This is a genomic window from Phytoactinopolyspora endophytica (assembly GCF_004138495.1).
Classification (GTDB): Bacteria; Actinomycetota; Actinomycetes; order Jiangellales; family Jiangellaceae; genus Phytoactinopolyspora; species Phytoactinopolyspora endophytica.
Genome location: NZ_ML142857.1, coordinates 92972 through 95106 on the forward strand (window position 1 = coordinate 92972; position 2135 = coordinate 95106).

General features: G+C 66.1%; 3 protein-coding genes and 1 pseudogene. 2 read left to right on the forward strand and 2 right to left on the reverse strand.

The features are described from left to right. Together ELR45_RS18255 and ELR45_RS18260 are read right to left on the reverse strand one after the other, a co-directional pair. Positions 1–552, reverse strand: a 552-nt coding sequence (locus tag ELR45_RS18255) for a HipA N-terminal domain-containing protein (protein ID WP_205856828.1), incomplete at its 3' end; no start/stop codon positions are given. Then, positions 549–764 (reverse strand): helix-turn-helix domain-containing protein, encoded by a 216-nt coding sequence (locus ELR45_RS18260; RefSeq protein ID WP_240759849.1) that lies wholly within the window; start codon positions 762–764, stop codon positions 549–551. The genes ELR45_RS18255 and ELR45_RS18260, both read right to left, overlap by 4 nt. Positions 765–1081: 317 nt before the next feature. Here ELR45_RS18260 and ELR45_RS18265 point away from each other — a divergent pair, with 317 nt between their 5' ends. Both ELR45_RS18265 and ELR45_RS35430 read left to right on the forward strand, forming a co-directional pair. Continuing rightward, the gene (locus tag ELR45_RS18265; RefSeq protein ID WP_129667666.1) at positions 1082–1771 is read left to right on the forward strand and encodes a response regulator transcription factor; all 690 of its coding nucleotides are present in this window, start codon (positions 1082–1084) and stop codon (positions 1769–1771) included. Beyond that, positions 1768–2135, forward strand: a pseudogene (locus ELR45_RS35430) (hypothetical protein); the annotation flags it as partial. The gene ELR45_RS18265 and the pseudogene ELR45_RS35430, both read left to right, overlap by 4 nt.

Below are 2135 nucleotides of genomic sequence, written 5' to 3' on the forward strand. Positions count from 1 at the left end.
ATCTCGGACGGATGCCTTAGGACGCGCTCCACCGAGCGAACCGGAACCCGCGTCGAGCAGGGTCTTGATCGCCGCCATGTCGTCATCGCCGTCGCGCGCGACGGCATCGGCCGCCCGCAAGAGACGCGGCAGCTCAACCAATTTCGGTACTACTAAGTCGGGGTCCAGGAAGGGGCCGTCTGGTTCAACCCGGAGGCGGAGTGCGCCTTGTCGAGTCAGGTCACTGACCCCAATGAGATGATCCACGTCGCTGACCGACGGAGGCGTACGCCCCTCAGCCAGGGCCTGCGCGCGGATCTTCTTCTTCACCAGGTTCTTGCCCCACCTGTCCGGCGAGCAGTCCTGGAGTGCACCCGGAAGACCGTGCAGGTGATGACTACCCGAGACCAGAGGCATCGAGGGATCGATCGCGTAGGCATCCTTCCTCCTCAAGAACTCGTCCAGGTAACGGAAGGAGGTGGCAAGACTGTTACGCCGCCACGCGAAGAAGGCCGTACCCACATCAACCGGCTGGCCACGTATGTCCACTGCGACAACGACAGACTCAGTCATCGTCGTACTCGTTTCGGAAGCGTCTCGTCGGCACGTGCGCGGCCGAGGTCAGTCTCGTAGGGATCCAGCACTTCAACCAGACGGTCCAAGGTCCCAAGCACGCGCGCGACACTGAGGAAGACGTCGAGGCCGACAACGGTCTCGCCGTTCTCCAGTCTGCGAAGGGTCCCGCGTGAGATCCCGGCACGTTCGGCCACCTGTTCGGCGGTCAAACCCTGCAGCTTGCGCCAGGCCGTCAAATGAGACCCTATCCGGGCTGCACTGATGCGAACTCTCGCGGATGTCGGTCTGGCCATGGCAACACTCCACCTCGATAATGGCCGTTACATCGACCACTATATCCGATAATGGTCTGCCTGTCGGCCGTAACAGCTGGCCAAGATCGGCTACCGCGCTGCAGGCGTCACCACATCCGAGGTCGAGTCCTTCCGTGTGGCGAACGCTGTCCATTGCCGTCATGACCCAACAGCTGCAAGGAAACGTAGGGCGTTCTCAGACGCTTCTTAGACACGACGCGCACACTTCTACTGTGCGAGTCCTTGTCGTCGACGACGAGCCGGTGCTGTTGGAGTCACTGGCGCGCTCGCTGCGCTTCGAGGGCTACCAGGTGACCACCGCGCGCGACGGCGTCGAGGGGCTGCGGAAGCTTCCCCAGGTGCGGCCCGACGCGCTGGTCCTGGATGTGATGATGCCGCAGCTGAGCGGCCTCGAGGTCTGCCGCCGGCTGCGCGACCAGGGCGACCGGACCCCCGTGCTCATGCTGACCGCCCGCGACGCCGTGCGCGACCGGGTCCGCGGGCTCGACGTGGGCGCCGACGACTACCTGGTCAAACCGTTCGCGCACGAGGAGCTCCTGGCCCGGCTCCGCGCCATCCTGCGGCGCACCGGCCAGACGACCGACGAGCCGCCGCTCGTCGTCGGGAACCTCTGCCTCGACCCCAAGAGCTGGCAGGTGGCCCGCGGCGACCGCGAACTGACGCTGACCCGGACCGAGTTCGGCCTGCTCGAGCTGTTGATGCAGCACGCCAACCAGGTCCTCACCCGCGCCCAGCTCTACGAGGGCGTCTGGGGCGCCGACCTGGAGGGATCGACGAACTCCCTCGACGTGTACATCGGATACCTACGGAAGAAGCTCGAGGCCGCCGGAGAGCCACGCATATTGCACACCATCCGCGGTGTCGGCTACATGCTCCGGCCGCCGGCGGAACGGGAGCCATGACGCTGCGCGCACGCCTCGCGATCCTGACGTCCGCAGCGGTCGCGCTCGCTGTCCTTGCCGCGTCGGTCGCCGCCTGGTTCCTCATCCGGGGAACGCTCATGGACGACGTCGACCAGCGGCTGCGCGACCGAAGCCCGGACCTCGACCAGATCGCCGAGCGAACACTCGGGCTCGGCGACGAGATGGACGACGCCGACCGGAACGAGGAAGGCGATTCCGGGGGTCTGACGTTGCTCCAAGGCGACCCCATCGGCGTGCAGCGGGTCGCCACCGACGGCACGGTCATCACGTCCGTATCGCCAGGTGACGTGCCGATCGAGCTCCATCCCGACGAGCAGCGGCTCCTGGACGACGACACCAGCGA